Origin of the sequence: Nitrosomonas sp. H1_AOB3 (assembly GCF_015709435.1) — a bacterium.
In the GTDB taxonomy this organism is placed as follows: Bacteria; Pseudomonadota; Gammaproteobacteria; order Burkholderiales; family Nitrosomonadaceae; genus Nitrosomonas; species Nitrosomonas europaea.
This window is the reverse complement of the sequence record NZ_CP054389.1, coordinates 2117288-2132978: the sequence shown is the minus strand read 5'-3', so window position 1 is coordinate 2132978 and position 15691 is coordinate 2117288. Positions and strand designations below refer to the sequence as shown.

The following is a 15691-nucleotide window of genomic DNA, read 5'->3' as shown; positions in this document are numbered from 1 at the left end:
AATTTGTTACCGAGGTGAATGAATAAAGGGTCGTTATGAATATAAATTTCACATTGGTCTCGCAAGCAATAGCCTTTTCCCTGTTTATATGGTTCACCGCCAGGTTTGTATGGCCGTATCTGTTGCGTGCGATAGAGGAACGTCAGCAGAAAATAGCGGATGGTTTGGCGGCAGGTGAGCGTGGTAAAAAAGAGTTGGAGCTTGCCAGTCAGCGTTCATCGGAAGTGCTGAAGGAAGCTAAGCAACGTGCGAGTGAGATCGTTATTCAGGCGGAAAAAAGAGCTTCGGACATCATAGAGGAAGCCAAGCAAAATGCCCGGATTGAAGGGGAAAAAATTATAGCGGGAGCCAAGGCGGAAATTCAGCATGAAACTTTCAGTGCGCGTGAATCTTTGCGTCAGCAGGTAGCAGGGTTGGCGGTGCAAGGTGCATCAAAAATTCTTCGTCGGGAAGTGAATGCCAAGGTTCATGCAGATTTGCTGGCATCAATAGAGGCAGAGTTAAAATAAATGGCTGAAGCGATAACAATTGCACGACCATACGCAGAAGCAGTTTTCAAGCTTGCTAGGGAAAGTGGATCTTTGTTTTCTTGGTCAGAGACGCTTGATGCTGTTAATTCAATCGTTCGGGAGTCTCAGATAAGAGAGCTGATCAGTAATCCACTGATTTCTTCAGTAAAGTTGCGTGAAATTATTTTCAGCGTGTGTGGTAAAAAACTGAATGAGGATGGCAAGCGATTGGTATCGCTATTGATCGATAATCAACGATTGCTGGTAATGCCACAGATCTATGAGTTGTTTGAACAGCTTAAAGCGCAGCACGAAAGTATATTGGAGGCTGAAGTAGTGTCGGCATTCCCGCTTGATTCTGGCCAGTTGGAAAAGCTTGTTTCAATTCTTGAAGCAAAATTTCAGCGAAAAGTTAAAGCGGAAGTAAGTGTTGATAGCGAGCTCATTGGTGGTGTAAGAATTAAAATTGGTGATCAGGTAGTCGATAGTTCTGTGCACGGAAAGCTGGAAGCCATGGCGACGGCGCTCAAAAGCTAGGAGTTATAAAAAATGCAGTTAAATCCATCAGAAATCAGTGAATTAATCAAAAGTAAGATTGAAGGCCTTTCCGTTACATCGGAATTTCGTACGCAGGGAACCATTGTATCACTGACAGATGGTATCGTTCGTGTGCATGGTCTTTCCGACGTAATGCAGGGTGAAATGCTGGAATTTCCGGGTGGGACATTTGGCTTGGCACTCAATCTGGAGCGTGATTCGGTCGGTGCGGTTATCTTGGGTGCGTACGAGCATCTGAAAGAAGGAGATATCGTTAAATGTACCAGTAGAATTCTCGAAGTTCCGGTAGGTGAGGCATTATTAGGTCGTGTCGTCAATGCTTTGGGGCAGCCAATAGATGGAAAAGGACCCATTGCTGCAGAGGGAACAGAGCCGATAGAAAAGATAGCTCCTGGTGTCGTATGGCGTAAATCGGTGGATCAGCCGGTGCAGACAGGGTTGAAATCAATTGATTCAATGGTTCCAGTCGGAAGAGGGCAGCGCGAACTGATCATTGGAGATCGTCAAACTGGTAAGACGGCAGTGGCAATCGATGCAATCATCAACCAGAAGGGTGAGGATGTAATCTGTATCTATGTGGCAATCGGTCAGAAAGCATCATCGATTGCAAACGTCGTACGGAAGCTTGAAGAAGTTGGTGCCATGGCATATACGATTGTCGTGGTTGCTTCTGCTTCTGAATCAGCGGCTATGCAGTATATCGCACCCTATTCCGGTTGTACCATGGGTGAATATTTTCGTGATAAAGGGCAGGATGCACTCATTGTTTATGATGATTTGACCAAGCAGGCATGGGCTTATCGTCAGATTTCTCTGCTGTTGCGTCGTCCACCGGGTCGTGAAGCTTATCCGGGGGATGTCTTTTATCTTCACTCCCGTTTGCTGGAAAGAGCGGCAAGAGTCAATGCTGATTATGTTGAAAAAGCCACTGGTGGAAAGGTAAAAGGAAAAACCGGGTCGCTGACGGCTTTACCTATCATTGAAACACAGGCAGGTGACGTAACGGCATTCGTGCCGACCAATGTTATTTCAATTACGGATGGGCAGATATTCCTGGAATCTGATTTATTTAACGCAGGGATACGCCCGGCAATCAATGCTGGTATTTCTGTATCCCGGGTGGGCGGCGCTGCACAAACCAAGGTGATTAAAAAATTGGGTGGCGGGATTCGTTTGGCGCTGGCTCAATATCGTGAACTTGCTGCTTTCGCACAATTTGCTTCTGATCTCGATGAAGCCACACGCAAGCAGCTGGAGCGTGGAAAAATGGCTACGGAGTTAATGAAACAAAGCCAGTACGCGACGTTGAAAGTTTCAGAGATGGCATTGACGCTGTTTGCCTTAAACAAGGGTTACTTTGATGATGTTGATATAAAGCGTGCGCTTGCTTTTGAGTCGGCATTGAAAAGTCATATTCGCAGTCATCATGGTGCAATACTGGATAAGATTGAAGCCAGCAAAGAACTTGATGCAGAAACAGAAAAAGCGTTAGAAGCAGCCATTCAGGAATTCAAGCAAAACGGAACATATTAACCAATGCCCAGCAGCAGAGAGATACGCAATAAAATCAAAAGCGTTAAAAATACGCAAAAGATTACACGTGCCATGGAAATGGTTGCCGCTTCCAAAATGAGGAAGGCGCAGGATCGTATGAAGAAAGCGCGTCCTTATGGCGAGAAGATACGCAACGTGGCTGCACATATGAGTAATGCCAGTGTTGAGTATCGCCATCCTTTTCTGATAAGTCGTGACTCTGTTAAAAGAGTGGGAATCATTGTTGTAACTTCAGATAAAGGTTTGTGTGGCGGGTTGAACACGAATGTGCTGCGTAGAGCACTCAATGAAATTCGAACGTGGGAAACCGAAGGTAATCATGTAGATGCTTGCTGCATAGGTAACAAGGGTTTGGGGTTCATGAGCCGCCTTGGTACTCAGGTAATCTCACAAGTAACCGGGTTGGGTGATGCACCTAATATGGAAAGGTTGATTGGTGCAGTCAAGGTAGTCTTGGATGCATATACAGAAGGCCAGTTGGATAGGGTATATATTTTCTATAACCGCTTTATTAATACAATGAAGCAGATGCCGGTTATGGAGCAGCTTCTTCCCTTGACTGATGATCGTATCAGCAGTGAGGATGGCGAAGCCAGACCTGCCCGTGCACCGTGGGATTATATTTATGAACCCGAGGCAAAACCGGTTATCGACGATATCATGGTCAGGTATATAGAGGCGCTCGTATACCAGGCAGTTGCCGAGAATATGGCTTCGGAACAATCGGCAAGGATGGTTGCAATGAAAGCAGCATCTGATAATGCAGGTAACCTGATTGATGAGCTGACGCTCATTTATAACAAGTCTCGTCAGGCAGCCATTACCAAGGAATTGTCAGAAATCGTGGGCGGTGCTGCTGCTGTTTAAGTATTTAAATTCGTATTTAGGGAAAAGTGATGAGCCATCAAGGAAAGATCGTTCAGTGCATTGGCGCAGTAATCGACGTGGAGTTTATGCCGGGGGAAATACCAAAAGTATATGATGCCCTGGTAATGGAAGGATCGGAGTTGACGCTGGAAGTGCAGCAACAGCTCGGAGATGGGGTCGTCAGGACTATTGCTCTTGGGTCGTCCGATGGTCTGCGACGTGGAATGATGGTTACTAATACCCAAAAACAGATTTCGGTTCCTGTAGGTACTAAAACACTTGGCCGTATTATGGACGTCCTTGGCAGACCCATTGATGAAATGGGAGAAATCGGCGCGAATTCCTTAATGCCTATCCATCGGGCCGCTCCTGCTTTTGATGAGCTGTCGGCATCCACGGAGTTATTGGAAACCGGGATTAAAGTGATCGATTTGGTTTGCCCCTTTGCGAAAGGAGGCAAGATCGGGCTTTTCGGTGGTGCCGGTGTAGGTAAAACAGTAAATATGATGGAGCTTATTCGTAATATTGCAATCGAGCATAGTGGCTACTCGGTTTTTGCTGGCGTGGGTGAAAGGACGCGTGAGGGTAATGATTTCTACCATGAAATGAAAGACTCTAACGTACTGGATAAGGTAGCTTTGGTTTATGGCCAGATGAATGAGCCGCCTGGTAACCGTTTACGTGTAGCACTTACCGGTCTGACGATGGCTGAGGCATTTCGTGACGAAGGGCGTGATGTATTGTTCTTTGTGGATAATATTTATCGTTATACCTTGGCAGGTACTGAAGTTTCCGCACTGTTAGGGCGTATGCCATCAGCAGTAGGGTATCAGCCAACACTTGCAGAAGAAATGGGCCGGCTGCAAGAAAGGATTACTTCTTCCAAGACAGGGTCGATTACATCCATTCAGGCCGTTTATGTTCCGGCGGATGACTTGACTGATCCATCTCCTGCAACGACATTCGGTCACCTTGATGCTACAGTGGTACTTTCCAGGGATATCGCTTCACTCGGGATTTATCCGGCTGTTGATCCACTTGATTCGACTTCGCGCCAGCTGGATCCTTTGATTATTGGTGAGGATCATTACAATACCGCACGTGAAGTTCAGCAAACATTGCAGCGATATAAAGAATTACGCGATATCATTGCTATTTTAGGTATGGATGAGCTGTCCCCTGAGGATAAGTTGTCAGTTAGTCGTGCCCGTAAAATACAAAGATTTCTCTCTCAGCCATTCTTCGTTGCTGAAGTCTTTACAGGATCGCCGGGTAAATATGTACCATTGAAAGAAACCATCAAGGGATTCAAGGGTATTGTCAGTGGTGAGTATGACGATATTCCTGAACAGGCTTTCTACATGGTAGGTGGTATTGAGGAAGTGCTTGAGAAAGCCAAATCAATTCAATAAATACATAAAATTAATTGACAGATAATTGATGGGTACGATATTCCACTTGGATATAGTGAGTGCAGAGGAATCGATTTATTCCGGTCCTGCAGAGTTTATTATTGCTCCGGCAGTGATGGGTGAGGTAGGGATTTTTCCTCAACATACGCCTATGCTGACTCGTATCAAGTCCGGTGTGGTCCGGGTGAAAGCACCGCTTCAGGATGATGAAGAAGTTTATGTTTCAGGCGGGATGCTTGAAGTACAGCCAGATGTTGTGATGATTCTGGCAGACACTGCAGTGCGTGGAAAAGATCTGGATGAAGCCAAGGCTTTAGAAGCCAAACGGAAAGCGGAGGAGATCATGAAAAACAAAATTTCTGAAATCGAGTACGCACGTGCACAAGCTGAGCTGATTGAAGCTACAGCGCAGTTGGCTGCCATTCAGAAGTTGAGAAAAAGAGGTCACTGATTTCTCTGACTGTTCTGTAATGGTGGGTTTAGTTAAAAAGGGCGACTATTGATCGCCCTTTTTTTATAAGATTAAAATATTTTTCTATCCAACCTGGTTATTTTAACCATTTCCTTTTATACATTAAGACTATGTATGTGTTTTCAGTGGTCATTGTGTAAAAGAAATAGCGAGTTTGCGGTTCGCAGATAGAACGTTTATTTGCGTAGTGGCAAATGAAGTAATCCAAAAGAGGGTTAAAACTCGTGTTACAAGTTGATGTCGTGATATTGGCGGCTGGAATGGGTAAGAGAATGTGCTCGTCTTTACCCAAGGTATTACATCCTCTGGCAGGAAAACCAATTTTATCGCATGTTCTGGATATTGCCCGTACGTTGTCGCCGGAAAGAATATGCGTGGTATTTGGGTATGGGGGTGAGCTGGTTCGCCAGGTTATCGGCGATCATTCTGATCTTATCTGGGTAAAACAGGCTCAGCAACTTGGGACTGGGCATGCTGTAAAACAGGCATTACCTTATCTTGATAATAAAGGTGTAACGCTGGTTTTATTTGGTGACGTGCCACTGGTAAAGAGTGATACGCTCAAGGCTTTGATTGAGAAAGCGCGTGAAGATAATCTTGTCCTGTTGACAGTCGAATTGGACAATCCGACCGGCTACGGACGGATTGTGCGTGATCCTGTAACAAATCGCATCCAGGCAATTGTAGAAGAAAAAGATGCCTCTCAATCACAGAAGAAAATTCGAGAAATCAATACCGGTATTATGGTTCTCCCGAATGGCCGTTTAGGTAATTGGCTCGATAATCTGAGTGATGCCAATACCCAAGGTGAGTATTACCTTACTGATATCATTGCCATGGCTGTGGATGCCGGCATGCCGATCGAAACTTCCAGTCCTGCATCTGATTGGGAAGTATCCGGTGTGAACGACAAGATTCAATTGTCTATCCTGGAGCGTGCTCATCAACAGGATACTGCCAACAGGCTTATGGAGCAGGGAGTGATGTTTGCTGATCCGGCACGCTTCGATGTACGTGGCCGACTTGTTTGTGGGAATGATGTTGAAATAGACATTAACTGCATATTTGAGGGTAACGTTCGTTTGGGTAATAACGTCAAAATCCATGCAAATTGCATACTCCGGAATGTGATTGTCTCAGATGGATCAGTTGTTCATCCATTTAGCCTGATAGAGGATGCAGAAGTAGGTAAAAATTGCCGTATTGGTCCATACGCCCGTATCCGGCCAGGAACACAGCTCGATGATGCCGTTCATGTCGGGAATTTTGTGGAGATCAAAAATAGCCATATTGCATCGGAGAGCAAGGTCAATCATCTCAGTTATGTAGGTGATACTGAAATGGGCAGGCGGGTCAATATTGGTGCCGGTGCAATCACGTGTAATTATGACGGAGCATTTAAACATCGGACCGTTATCGAGGATGATGTATTCATTGGTTCTGATACACAGCTGGTTGCTCCGGTAACGGTGGCGAGAGGATCGACGATTGGGGCCGGTTCGACGATTACGCGCGATACGCCTGAAGGTCAGCTTACATTATCTCGGACCAAACAAACGAGTATCGCTAACTGGAAACGGCCGAGGAAAGACAGGAACTGAGGTTGTTTGAATAACAGGATTGAGTAGGGGTCTGGCTATGTGCGGTATTGTGGGTGCGATTGCAAAAAATGATGTTGTACCTTTTTTACTGGAAGGATTATCCAGGCTTGAGTATCGTGGCTATGATTCAGCTGGAATCGTGGTGGCGGATGGCATGTTGCACAGACTACGGACAACAGGCCGTGTTTCTGAACTGAGCAAACTGGTCGATAGCGGAAAAACATCGGGACTTACCGGTATTGCACATACTCGCTGGGCGACACATGGCGTACCTTCTGAACGTAATGCTCACCCTCATTTCTCAGGTGATCAAAAAAAGATTGCCGTTGTACATAACGGCATTATCGAAAATCACGAAACTCTTCGGCAACGTTTACAACAGGATGGATTTGAGTTTCTGTCGGATACCGATACCGAAGTGATTGCTCACCTGATTTCATCTTACCTCTGTAAGACCAACGATTTACTGGAAGCAGTCTGTCGTTCCCTTGATGAGTTGCAAGGCGCATATGCGATAGCTGTGATGGAGGAATCGCGCCAGGATCGTATTATCGTAGCCAGAAATGGCGCCCCGCTCTTACTCGGGATAGATGATGACGGGCTTTATGCTGCTTCTGATGCCTCTGCACTGGTGCAGGTTACGCAGAGAATCGTGTATCTTGAGGAAGGAGATGTGGCAGAGTTGTCCAGTGATGGATATCGGATTCTGAATTGCCTGGATTCGGTAAATGGCTATGAAGTCACTCGCAAAGTAACTGAAAGCAGCCTGACGCGTGATGCAGTAGAACTAGGGCCCTATTCACATTTCATGCAGAAGGAAATCTTTGAGCAACCTGTTGCTGTGGCGAATACCCTGGAAATGGTGTTGAATGCTCAATCGGTATCTCCTCAATTATTTGGCAGTGAGGCACAAAGCATTCTTGCACAGACTCAGGGAGTGCTGATACTTGCTTGCGGGACAAGCTATCATGCCGGTCTGGTTGCGAAATACTGGCTGGAAACGATTGCAAGACTTCCTTGTAATGTCGAGATTGCCAGTGAATACCGTTATCGTGATCCAATTGCCGATCCGACCACGTTGGTCGTCGGTATTTCCCAATCCGGCGAAACTGCAGATACTCTGGCTGCACTCAGTTATGCCAAATCATTAGGACATCGCTACAGTCTGGCGATTTGCAACGTGCCGGAAAGTGCACTGATCAGACAAACGGATCTGCGCTTTTTGACTCGCGCCGGCCCTGAAATTGGAGTTGCCTCCACAAAAGCGTTTACTACACAGTTGGCGGCTTTGCTGTTGTTTACAGCAGTGCTTACAAAGATACGCGATCAGTTGTCAACTGGAGACGAACAAAAAATGATTGCCGCACTGCGGCATTTACCGGTTGCAATACAACATGCGCTGCAATGTGAACCGGAAATCAGAAAATGGGCCGGGGATTTTTCCCAGAAGCACCATGCTTTGTTTCTGGGGCGCGGTGTACATTACCCGATCGCACTGGAAGGTGCGCTGAAGCTCAAGGAGATTTCATACATCCATGCCGAGGCTTATGCGGCGGGTGAACTCAAGCATGGTCCTCTCGCACTGGTAGATAGTGGAATGCCGGTAGTTGCCATAGCGCCGAATGATGCACTGCTGGAGAAGCTGAAATCCAATCTGCACGAGGTGCGTGCGCGAGGCGGGGAATTGTATGTCTTCGCCGATGCGGATTCACGTATCGAGGAGAGCGAGGGAGTTCATATTATCAGGCTGGCTGAACACAGTGGTGTACTCAGTCCCATCTTGCATACCATACCATTACAGTTACTGGCTTATCATGTGGCTCTACAGAAAGGCACTGATGTCGATAAACCCCGAAATCTTGCCAAATCAGTTACTGTTGAATAATTGGTCAAACTGATTATTGCGAAGGTACTGAAGCGAAGTTGCGGATGATCAGCACCGGGAGCTTCAGTCCCTTATGCTTTATACAATACTACAGGAGTGGTAGCATTATCTACTTTCAATGGTTGAAGGAAGTCAATGGCTGGTCATAGTAAATGGGCTAACATCAAGCATAAAAAGGCCGCGCAGGATGCCAAGCGCGGGAAGATTTTTACCCGTCTGATCAAGGAAATTACGGTAGCTGCCCGCTTGGGTGGCGGAGATCCAAACAGTAACCCCCGGTTGAGATTAGCGATGGATAAGGCTTTCGGACATAACATGCCGAAAGATAACGTCGAGCGTGCGATCAAGCGTGGTTGTGGCGAGCTTGAAGGGGTCAACTATGAGGAAATTCGTTACGAGGGTTACGGAATATCCGGGGCAGCGGTGATGGTCGATTGCATGACGGACAACCGTACGCGAACGGTCGCCGCAGTTCGCCATGCTTTCACCAAACATGGTGGCAACCTGGGAACCGATGGTTCGGTAGCATATTTGTTCAAACATTGTGGCCAGTTGTTGTTCGCCCCTGGAGTTGGTGAAGCGCAGCTTCTGGAAGCTGCGCTCGAAGCAGGCGCGGAAGATGTCATCAGTAACGATGATGGCAGTCTGGAGGTGATTACTGGTCCTGATACGTTCGTGTCAGTCAGAGATACACTGGAAAAAGCTGGCTTCAAGGCTGAACTGGCAGAGGTAACCTGGAAACCCGAAAACGAAGTCTTGCTGCAGGGAGATGATGCGGTCAAGATGCAGAAACTGCTGGATGCCCTGGAAGATATCGACGATGTGCAGGATGTTTATACTTCGGCAGTCCTGGATACTTGACCTCGTTGGTATATGCCGCTAAAGGTATTCGCATACTGGGAATCGATCCTGGTTTGCGTATAACGGGTTTTGGCATTGTTGAAAAAATCGGGAATCGGCTGGTTTATATTGGCAGCGGCTGTGTAGTGACTGGAGAATCCGGTTTGCCGGATCGTTTGAAGACCATTCTCGATGGATTGAATGAAATCATTCTGCAGCATAAACCGGAGCAGGTTGCGGTAGAACAGGTTTTCGTCAATATCAATCCCAAATCAACCCTGTTGCTTGGCCAGGCACGCGGTGCTGCGATCAGTGCAGCGGTTCTTCATGAACTTTCCGTGTATGAATATACTGCCTTGCAAGTCAAACAGGCTGTGGTGGGGAATGGTCATGCCCGTAAAGAACAGGTGCAGGAAATGGTGATGCGGTTGCTGGGGCTGGGAGAACGACCGCGACCGGATGCAGCCGATGCACTGGCATGTGCCATTTGTCATGCTCACGGCGGAACCGGCCTGTTGACCCTGAGTGCCCGCAATCGCTCTAAACGGAGCAGGCGGCTGTGATCGGGAGAATTGCCGGCCTGCTGCTGGAGAAACATCCCCCGCTTGTACTGGTGGATGTAAATGGCATCGGTTATGAAATCGATGTGCCGATGAGCACCTTCTGCAGGTTGCCCGGTATTGGCGAACAGGTAACGCTTCACACCCATTTCTGGGTGCGTGAGGATGCACATTTGTTGTTTGGTTTTATGACGGAGCCAGAACGGGTACTGTTTCGTCAGCTTACAAAAATCTCCGGTATTGGTGCAAGAACAGGTTTGGCGATCTTATCTGGTTTGAGTGTCAATGACTTGCATCAGATCGTGGTATCACAGGACAGCACCCGTCTGACCAGAATCCCGGGTATCGGAAAAAAAACTGCGGAGCGTTTGCTGCTTGAGTTGCGCGATAAAATCAGCCCGGCGATAACCCTGCCTGAAACTGGAACAGCAATGGCCTCAAGTATCGATAAAGACATTCTCAACGCGCTATCTGCACTGGGCTATAATGACCGCGAAGCCAACTGGGCACTCGGGCAATTGTCCGAAGGCGTGACGGTATCTGACGGCATCATGCAGTCACTCAGGCTTTTATCGAAAGCAAAATAGTATCTTGGCTGGTTCTAAATGATTGAATCGGATCGAATCATTACTGCCTCCCCATTTTCTTCCCAGGAAGAAGTCATAGAGCGTGCACTTCGCCCAGTTCAACTGGATGACTATGTTGGTCAGGAGAAAATTCGCGAGCAGTTGAAAATTTTCATTGAGGCGGCCAGGTTAAGGCAGGAAGCGCTGGATCACGTGCTGCTGTTTGGCCCGCCAGGGTTGGGTAAAACGACACTTGCCCATATTATCGCTCGCGAAATGGGTGTGAACTTGCGCCAGACTTCCGGGCCGGTGCTGGAACGTGCAGGTGATCTGGCCGCTTTGCTGACCAATCTGGAAACTAATGATGTCTTGTTTATCGATGAGATTCACAGGCTTTCGCCCGTTGTCGAGGAAATTTTGTATCCGGCAATGGAGGATTATCAGCTCGATATCATGATTGGCGAAGGGGCGGCGGCAAGATCGGTCAAGATTGATCTGCCGAGTTTCACCCTGGTGGGAGCTACTACACGCGCAGGCATGTTGACCAATCCGCTAAGAGATCGCTTTGGGATCGTTTCCCGCCTGGAGTTTTATACCGCCGATGAGCTTGGCAAGATCGTTACCCGTTCTGCCGGGTTACTCAATGTCGATGTGACTGCTGACGGCGCCAGAGAAATTGCATGCAGATCGCGAGGGACGCCGCGTATAGCCAATCGTTTGCTGCGCAGAGTACGTGATTTTGCTGAAGTCCGGGCAAACGGGCGTATCGATCGTCCGGTGGCCGATGCTGCATTGCAAATGCTGGACGTTGATGCCACTGGTCTGGATGTTCTGGACAGAAAGCTGTTGCTGGCAGTACTGGAAAAATTTGGTGGTGGGCCGGTGGGTGTGGATAATCTTGCTGCAGCCATCAATGAGGAGCGTGACACAATCGAGGAGGTACTGGAACCGTACCTCATTCAGCAGGGATTCCTGCAACGCACTCCTCGCGGTCGCATGGCAACGACTATGGCCTATCAGCATTTCGATATCATCCCTTCGCACCAAACGACAGTGCCGAGTCTGTTTGACCCGGATTAAAAGCCGGTAACATCCGTAAACCAAAATTCAATATTTTTCTGAAGAGTATTTTTATAGAAATGGAAGTCGTTTTCGTTCATCCCGTACGCATCTATTATCAGGATACTGATGCGGGGGGCGTCGTATATCATGCGTCCTACCTCAATTTCCTGGAGCGTGCCCGCTACGAGTGGTTGCGCGAACTGGGTTTTACGGTGGATACCATGATCCGGTCACATAAAATGATTTTTCTGATTCGTTCGCTCGGTATCGAGTATTTCAAACCAGCTGTACTGGACGATCTGCTGGATATAACCGTGCAGGTGGTAGACATTGGCAGAAGCCGGATAACGTTGCAGCAACAGATTTTGCGTGAACAGGGTACACTTGCCAGCGCGACCGTTCATGCAGTGTGTGTCGGAGCGGAAACGCTGAAGCCAATCAGTATTCCAGCACCTCTTCGCCAAAAAATTGAGAAGCAGTCATCATGAGTCAAGTAATTACCCAAGATTTATCATTTTTTCATCTTGTCAGCGGTGCGAGCCTTCCGGTTCAACTGGTTATGCTGCTGTTGCTGCTGGCTTCATTTGTTTCCTGGTGGTTCATTTTCAGGAAATTGTTTACCCTTCGTCAGGAAATTAAACAGACTGATGAATTTGAGAACATTTTCTGGCGTGGATCGGATTTGAATGCTCTTTATCAGCGAGCAGCTGGTGCACGTCATGCCGTAGGCAGCATGGAACGGATTTTTGAAGCCGGATTCCGCGAATTTACCAAATATCAGTCGGGAGTCGATATCGGTCCCATCATGGACAGTACACGCGGCGCAATGCGGGCTGTTTATCAGCGGGAAATGGACAGGCTCGAGTCACATCTGTCATTCCTGGCTACTGTAGGATCGGTCAGCCCGTATGTAGGGTTGTTTGGAACAGTGTGGGGCATCATGAATGCATTTCGTGAGCTGTCTAATGTTGGTCAGGCTACCATCGCGCATGTAGCACCGGGTATCGCCGAAGCGCTGATTGCAACGGCAATGGGACTTTTTGCGGCAATTCCGGCTGTGATTGCCTATAACCGCTATGCCAGTGATACTGCTCAGCTGGCAACCCGCTACGAAAGTTTCATAGAGGAAGTATCCAACGTACTGCAGCGTCGTGTGGCTAAACCTCGGGATATGGCGAATTTCTCATGATTCAGCGTCGCAGCAAACGTCGGTTGATGAACGAGATCAATGTCGTGCCGTACATTGACGTCATGCTGGTGCTGCTCATCATCTTTATGATTACAGCACCACTCATCCAACCCAGCCAGATCGAGTTGCCTGAAATCGGTAAATCTTCTGCACCTCCGGCGGAACCACTGGAAGTGATGATTGCCGCCAACGGAAATCTCACATTACGTGACCGTACCGGTGCAGGCAAGGAGCAGCAAGTCGATCGCAACCAGCTGGTGGAACTGATCAGGGCCAGGCAGGCACAAAATACCGATCAGCCTGTCGTTATTGCAGCAGATAAGAATGTCCGTTATGAAGAGGTGATTCAGGTAATGGATCTGCTGCAGCAGCAACAAATCCGGAAAATCGGATTGTTAACCAAATCAAAATAACTGTTGGGGTGTAATTGCGCAATGGTCCGGCTGCCCGGAGATAATAGCGAACCGGGAAAACTGCGTGCGGCATTGTTTGCCCTGCTGGTGCATGCGGCTTTCCTCGCTTTGCTGGTATTTGGCCTGAATTGGAAGAATGAAGTATCTGAAATGATGTCAGTCGATCTGTGGGCCGAGCTGCCCCGGCATCCCGTTGAGCCTCCGTCATCTGCTGCAAAGGTAATACCCGAACCAGTCAAGGTTAAGCCACAACCGCAACAAAAGACTCAACCGCAGCCTCAGCCGGTGATCAAGGCTGCGCCTCCTCCCGTGCGTAAACCCGACATTGCGCTCAAGGACAAAACGGAAAAACCACAGCTTAAAGAAGAAGTGAAAAAGCCGGAACCGGTGAAAAAAGAAGTACCGAAAAAGGAGCCCACCAAAAAGCCGGTGGAGAAACTTGTACCTAAAGAAGAGGTAAAGAAGCCTGAACCGGTCAAAAAGGTCGAACAGAAAACCGAGAAGAAGGAAGATGTTCGACAGCAGGCCGAAGCACAAAAACAGGCACAGCAGCGTGAACGCGAAGCGGCGGCAGCAAAAGCGGAGCGAGCCAGGGCGGATGGTGAAATCGAAAAATATAGAGAAATGATCAAGGCAAAGATTCGCAGCCGTATCATTATGCCACCCGATCTTCCGGGAAATCCTGCCGTCGAGTTTACGGTGACCTTGTTGCCGGGAGGGGATGTCCTGACAGTGACTTTGCGTAAATCGAGCGGTTACACTGCGTTTGATGAGGCAGTGGAAAGAGCAATCTACCTGGCCAAGCCGTTGCCTTTACCTCCGGATCCGGGGTTATTCAATGCGTTCCGTAATTTAGATCTCAAGGTTTATTATCGTGAGTAGTTTCTGGCTTGCTTTACAACATGTCATGGTGATTCGTATGCGTAATTTTTTGTATTGCACCGGTGTGCTTCTGTTGTTGTGGATGAGCACATCATCACAAGCTGCGCTCAATATCGAAATTTTTGGGGGCGGGACCAACAAAATTCCGATTGCCATCGCTCCGTTTAATGGGGAAAGAGGGCTTCCCCAGAGTATTTCAGCGATTGTATCGGCTGATCTGGAGCGTACCGGGCTGTTTAAACTGGTCGATACCCTGGGGTTGACCTCGCAGGAGCCTGAGCAGATCCGGTATATCGACTGGCAGGGCCGCGGTGCGAGTGCGCTGGTTGTCGGCAGTGTCTCGCCGCTGCCGGATGGCCGGATAGATGTTCGCTTCCGTTTGCTGGATGTCGTCAAACAGACTCAACTGACCGGGTTTAGTGGGGCTGTCACAACAGAACAGTTACGGGCTTTTGCACATCGGATTGCGGATATCGTGTATGAGACATTGACTGGTGAGCCGGGTGCCTTCAGTACCCGAATCGCTTTTGTCAGAAAGCAGGGAAGCCAGTATGCGTTGCAGGTGTCGGACTATGATGGGTTCAACGCCCGCTCACTGATCGAATATACCGAGCCGATCATCTCCCCCGCCTGGTCGCCTGATGGCAGCCGAATTGCCTACACCTCGTTTGAGAAGAAAAAACCGGTAGTTTATGTGCAGACGCTGGCAACTCGTGAACGTAAAGCAGTGGCGAATTTCAAGGGAAGTAACAGTGCACCGGCCTGGTCGCCCGATGGCAGCAAACTGGCCGTGGTTCTGACATTGCATGGTGGATCGCAGATTTATCTGATCAACGTGGATGGCAGCGGGTTGCAGCGGATCTCACAAAGCCCGGGGATCGATACGGAACCCAGTTTCTCGCCGGATGGCAGATGGCTGATGTTCACTTCCGACAGAGGAGGGAGTCCGCAGATATATCGTATGCCGGTATCTGGAGGTGCTGCTGAGAGAATGACCTTTGAAGGAGATTACAACGTCAGTCCACATTACAGTCCGGACGGGAAACGGTTTGTTTATATTCACAGGAATGCCGGCCGATTCAATGTCGCTATTCAGGATTTGTCGACGCGCCAGATGCAGTTGCTGACTGACTCCAATTTTGACGAATCTCCCAGCTTTTCCCCCAATAACCGTATGATTCTGTACACAACTGAAATAGGTGGACGTGGTATATTATCCACCGTTTCAAGTGATGGTCAGGCAAAGAGCCGTCTTTCCCAGGAAGCGGGTAATATTCGGGAAGCAGTTTGGGGACCCTTGCTGAAACAGCGGTGATGTGAG

The 15691-nt window shown here is 48.3% G+C and carries 17 protein-coding genes; all 17 read left to right on the top strand.

Annotation, left to right across the window (positions count from 1 at the left end):
* Nucleotides 1-35: 35 nt before the first annotated feature.
* The 17 genes from HRU73_RS09955 (at nucleotide 36) to tolB (ending at nucleotide 15685) form a co-directional block, all read left to right on the top strand.
* On the top strand, nucleotides 36-509 hold the full coding sequence (locus HRU73_RS09955; protein WP_276679244.1) for a F0F1 ATP synthase subunit B: 474 nt from the start codon (nucleotides 36-38) through the stop codon (nucleotides 507-509).
* The gene (locus HRU73_RS09950) at nucleotides 510-1046 is read left to right on the top strand and encodes a F0F1 ATP synthase subunit delta (RefSeq protein WP_276679243.1); all 537 of its coding nucleotides are present in this window, start codon (nucleotides 510-512) and stop codon (nucleotides 1044-1046) included.
* A gap of 12 nt (nucleotides 1047-1058) precedes the next feature.
* Nucleotides 1059-2600 carry a F0F1 ATP synthase subunit alpha gene (gene atpA / locus HRU73_RS09945; RefSeq protein ID WP_011110849.1) on the top strand — a complete coding sequence of 514 codons (1542 nt, stop codon included), beginning with the start codon at nucleotides 1059-1061 and terminating at the stop codon, nucleotides 2598-2600.
* A gap of 3 nt (nucleotides 2601-2603) precedes the next feature.
* Nucleotides 2604-3488, top strand: coding sequence for a F0F1 ATP synthase subunit gamma (gene atpG / locus HRU73_RS09940; protein ID WP_281870450.1), 885 nt, complete (start codon nucleotides 2604-2606; stop codon nucleotides 3486-3488).
* Nucleotides 3489-3517: 29 nt separating this feature from the next.
* Nucleotides 3518-4900, top strand: a complete 1383-nt coding sequence (gene atpD / locus HRU73_RS09935) for a F0F1 ATP synthase subunit beta (protein WP_287398583.1) — start codon at nucleotides 3518-3520, stop codon at nucleotides 4898-4900.
* A 28-nt stretch (nucleotides 4901-4928) separates the two neighbouring features.
* Nucleotides 4929-5351, top strand: a complete 423-nt coding sequence (locus tag HRU73_RS09930) for a F0F1 ATP synthase subunit epsilon (protein WP_287398582.1) — start codon at nucleotides 4929-4931, stop codon at nucleotides 5349-5351.
* Nucleotides 5352-5596: 245 nt separating this feature from the next.
* Nucleotides 5597-6973, top strand: coding sequence for a bifunctional UDP-N-acetylglucosamine diphosphorylase/glucosamine-1-phosphate N-acetyltransferase GlmU (gene glmU, locus HRU73_RS09925; RefSeq protein WP_287398581.1), 1377 nt, complete (start codon nucleotides 5597-5599; stop codon nucleotides 6971-6973).
* 37 nt (nucleotides 6974-7010) lie between these two features.
* Nucleotides 7011-8858, top strand: coding sequence for a glutamine--fructose-6-phosphate transaminase (isomerizing) (gene glmS / locus HRU73_RS09920; RefSeq protein WP_276817856.1), 1848 nt, complete (start codon nucleotides 7011-7013; stop codon nucleotides 8856-8858).
* Nucleotides 8859-8993: 135 nt separating this feature from the next.
* The gene (locus tag HRU73_RS09915; RefSeq protein WP_011110855.1) at nucleotides 8994-9719 is read left to right on the top strand and encodes a YebC/PmpR family DNA-binding transcriptional regulator; all 726 of its coding nucleotides are present in this window, start codon (nucleotides 8994-8996) and stop codon (nucleotides 9717-9719) included.
* Entirely contained in the window at nucleotides 9716-10261 is a 546-nt protein-coding gene (gene ruvC, locus HRU73_RS09910) for a crossover junction endodeoxyribonuclease RuvC (RefSeq protein ID WP_287398580.1), read from the top strand. The genes HRU73_RS09915 and ruvC overlap by 4 nt, the downstream gene beginning before the upstream one ends.
* Complete coding sequence (gene ruvA, locus HRU73_RS09905) at nucleotides 10258-10845, top strand: Holliday junction branch migration protein RuvA (RefSeq protein WP_287398579.1); 588 nt, start codon at nucleotides 10258-10260, stop codon at nucleotides 10843-10845. The genes ruvC and ruvA overlap by 4 nt, the downstream gene beginning before the upstream one ends.
* An 18-nt stretch (nucleotides 10846-10863) precedes the next feature.
* Nucleotides 10864-11904: a Holliday junction branch migration DNA helicase RuvB gene (ruvB, locus tag HRU73_RS09900; RefSeq protein ID WP_011110858.1), complete on the top strand. Its 1041-nt coding sequence runs from the start codon at nucleotides 10864-10866 to the stop codon at nucleotides 11902-11904.
* A 59-nt stretch (nucleotides 11905-11963) separates the two neighbouring features.
* Nucleotides 11964-12374, top strand: a complete 411-nt coding sequence (gene ybgC / locus HRU73_RS09895) for a tol-pal system-associated acyl-CoA thioesterase (RefSeq protein ID WP_011110859.1) — start codon at nucleotides 11964-11966, stop codon at nucleotides 12372-12374.
* Nucleotides 12371-13075 carry a protein TolQ gene (gene tolQ / locus HRU73_RS09890; protein ID WP_011110860.1) on the top strand — a complete coding sequence of 235 codons (705 nt, stop codon included), beginning with the start codon at nucleotides 12371-12373 and terminating at the stop codon, nucleotides 13073-13075. Before ybgC ends, tolQ begins: the two co-directional genes overlap by 4 nt.
* Nucleotides 13072-13488, top strand: coding sequence for a protein TolR (gene tolR, locus HRU73_RS09885; protein WP_287398577.1), 417 nt, complete (start codon nucleotides 13072-13074; stop codon nucleotides 13486-13488). The genes tolQ and tolR overlap by 4 nt, the downstream gene beginning before the upstream one ends.
* 21 nt (nucleotides 13489-13509) lie before the next feature.
* A complete protein-coding gene (locus tag HRU73_RS09880; RefSeq protein WP_011110862.1) occupies nucleotides 13510-14370 on the top strand; it encodes an energy transducer TonB in 861 nt (286 codons plus the stop codon).
* A gap of 37 nt (nucleotides 14371-14407) precedes the next feature.
* On the top strand, nucleotides 14408-15685 hold the full coding sequence (gene tolB, locus HRU73_RS09875; protein ID WP_287400062.1) for a Tol-Pal system beta propeller repeat protein TolB: 1278 nt from the start codon (nucleotides 14408-14410) through the stop codon (nucleotides 15683-15685).
* The last annotated feature ends 6 nt before the right edge of the window (nucleotides 15686-15691 follow it).